General features: G+C 72.9%; 3 protein-coding genes. All 3 read left to right on the top strand.

Annotation, left to right across the window (positions count from 1 at the left end; genetic code table 11):
• A partial coding sequence (locus VF697_RS41875) for a TolC family protein (RefSeq protein WP_331104144.1) occupies positions 1-697 on the top strand: 697 nt, incomplete at its 5' end.
• Positions 694-2,511: an efflux RND transporter periplasmic adaptor subunit gene (locus VF697_RS41870; protein WP_331104143.1), complete on the top strand. Its 1,818-nt coding sequence runs from the start codon at positions 694-696 to the stop codon at positions 2,509-2,511. The genes VF697_RS41875 and VF697_RS41870, both read left to right, overlap by 4 nt.
• Positions 2,498-2,758: efflux RND transporter permease subunit (locus tag VF697_RS41865; RefSeq protein WP_331104142.1), on the top strand; the 261-nt coding region annotated here is incomplete at its 3' end. The genes VF697_RS41870 and VF697_RS41865, both read left to right, overlap by 14 nt.

Below are 2,758 nucleotides of genomic sequence, written 5' to 3'. Positions count from 1 at the left end.
CGAGGCCCAGCGGGAGGAGCTGGTGGCGCAGCTCAACGGCCTGCTGCACCGTGCCCCCCACCTGCCCCTGCCCCCGCCGCCCGAGACGCTGGACGTGCCCACCGAGCCCCCACCGCCCGCCGAGGCCCTGGCGGACGAGGCGGTGAAGCAGCGCCCGGAGCTGGCGAGCCTGCGGGCGCGGGTGGGAGGCGGAGACGCGGCGGTGAAGCTGGCGCGGCGCGAGTCCCTGCCGGACGTGATGGTGATGGGCTCGTACAACTCGATGTGGATGGAGACGCCGCACCGCTTCATGGCGGGAGTGGCGGTGGAGCTGCCCGTCTTCCGGGGCAAGCGCCGGGCGAGGGTGGACGAGGCCCAGGCGATGCTCCAGCGGATGAAGCACGAGGAGGCGCAGCTGGTGGACGAGGTGCGCGTCGAGGTGGCGCGGACGCGGGCGCGGCTGGTGGAGGCCCAGAAGGCGGTGGCGCTCTACCGGGACCGGGTGGTGCCGGCGGCGAACGACCAGGTGGCGGCGGCGCGGGTGGGCTTCGAATCCGGACGCAACGGCTTCCAGGTGCTGCTGGACGCGGAGAAGAACCAGCGCGGCGTGGAGCTGCGCTTCGAGGAGGCGCTCGCGGACGTGCAGCGGCGCCAGGCGGAACTGCAACGCGCGCTCGGGCGGGTGCCCGGGCTGCCGAGGGAGGGGGAGCTGCCATGAGCACCAGGACTTCGTCGTACCGTCAGTGGTTGGGGCCCGTGCTGTGGAGCGTGGGGCTGGTGGTGGTGGGGCTCGTCTTCCGGGGGCCGCTGGTGGAGTGGTTCACCGGCGCGCGGACGAAGGACGCGGCGGCCCAGGTGGCACCGGCGGCGGCGCATGAGGCGCACGGAGCCTCCGGGCACGAGTCCCCGAGGCCCTCGGGCCTGGCACTGCCCCCGGGGCCGCTGCCGGCCGAGTCGCTGGAGTACGCGCGAGCGGCCTTCGAGGCCACGGAGCGGATGCGGGTGGCGCTGGCGCGGGATGCACTGGAGGGCCTGGACACCCGGGGGCGCGAGGTGGCGGCGGCGCTGCGGGCGCTGGCCGGGAGCCTGAAGGGCGCCGAGGGCACGAAGGCGGTGGAGGCGGGCGCGGAGGCGGCCGAGCGGCTCGCGGTGGCGAAGGACGTGGACGAGGCGCGGGTGCGCTTTGGCGAGGTGAGCCGGGTGCTGGTGGGGCTGGCCGAGGCGGATGCGCGGCTGCGCGAGGGCTGGCACATCTACCAGTGCCCGATGGAGAAGGGCTTCAACAAGTGGATGCAGCGCACGCCGGGGCTGGAGAACCCGTACATGGGCCGGCGGATGCTGGCGTGCGGCGCGGAGTCCGAGTGGAAGGTGGAGGCGGCGGCGAAGCCCGCCCCGGTGCCGGGGGAAGTCGCGCACTACACGTGCCCGATGCACCCCTCGGTGAAGCAGAAGGAGGCGGGCAAGTGCCCCATCTGCGGGATGGACCTGACGCCGGTGACGCGGGAGGAGCTGGAGAGCGGGGTGGTGTTGATCGACTCCCTCCGCCGTCAGCGCATCGGGGTGAAGACGGCGCCGGTGAAGGTGGGGCCGATGGACCTGTCGGTGAGGGCGCTCGGGCGGGTGACGTACGACGAGACGGCGCTGGTGGACGTGACGCTGAAGCTGGACGGCTTCATCCACAAGTTGCACGTGGACGCGACGGGCCAGCCGGTGAAGCGGGGCGAGGCGCTCTTCACGCTCTACAGCCCGGAGCTGTACGCGGCGCAGCAGGAGTACCTGCTGGCGTTGAGGAGCCAGGTGGCGGCGAAGGACTCGGGGGCGCCGGAGCGGGCGGACTCGCTGGTGCACGCCTCGCGCAAGCGCCTGGAGCTGTGGGGGCTGACGCAGGCGCAGCTCGACGGCATCGCCAGGCGGGGCGAGCCCATCGAGAACCTGCCCTTCCTGGCACCGGCGAGCGGCTACGTGCTGGAGAAGACGGTGGTGGAGGGCGCGGCGGTGAGGGCGGGAGACCGGCTGTATCGCATCGCCCCGCTGGACAAGGTGTGGGTGGAGGCGGACGTGTACGAGGCGGATCTGCCGAGGGTGAAGGTGGGGCAGGAAGTGGAGGTGACGCTGCCGTACCTGCCGGGCAAGACGTTCAAGGGCAGGGTGGGCTACCTCTACCCGACGCTGCAGGCGAGCACGCGGACGGGGCGCCTCCGGGTGGAGCTGCGCAACCCGGCGCTGGAGCTCAAGCCGGACATGTACGCGGAGGTGAAGCTGAAGGTGGAGGGAGGCGCGCGGCTCCAGGTGCCGGAGTCGGCGGTGCTCTACACGGGGCCGAGGCGGCTGGTGTTCGTGGACCTGGGCGAGGGGCGGATGGCGCCGCGGGAGGTGAAGCTCGGAGTGCACGCGGGGGAGGCCTACGAGGTGCTGGAGGGGCTGAAGGCGGGCGAGGTGGTGGTGACGAGCGGCAACTTCCTGGTGGCGGCGGAGAGCCGCATCCGCTCGGCGGCGGACCACTGGGGCGGAGGCGAGCATGAGGCCGAGTGACGGGGGGATGGAGGCCCGGCCCGGGCTCATCCAGAAGCTCATCGCGGGCAGCGCGCGCAACCCCTTCTTCACGCTGCTGCTCGTGGGAGGCCTCGCGGTCTGGTCCGTGCTCGCGATGCGAGACACGCGGCTGGACGCGATTCCGGACCTCTCGGACGTGCAGGTCATCGTCTTCACCGAGTGGCCGGGGCGCAGTCCGGACCTGGTGGAGGACCAGGTGACGTACCCCATCTCGTCCTCGCTGCTG

This window comes from Archangium sp., from assembly GCF_036388035.1.
Lineage (GTDB): Bacteria > Myxococcota > Myxococcia > Myxococcales > Myxococcaceae > Archangium.
Note: the sequence above shows the minus strand (reverse complement) of the source record. Positions and strands in the feature narration are given on the sequence as shown.

Coding starts and splice junctions, on each gene's coding strand:
- VF697_RS41870 (WP_331104143.1), top strand. CDS start 694: ATGAGCACCAGGACTTCGTCGTACCGTCAGTGGTTGGGGCCCGTGCTG.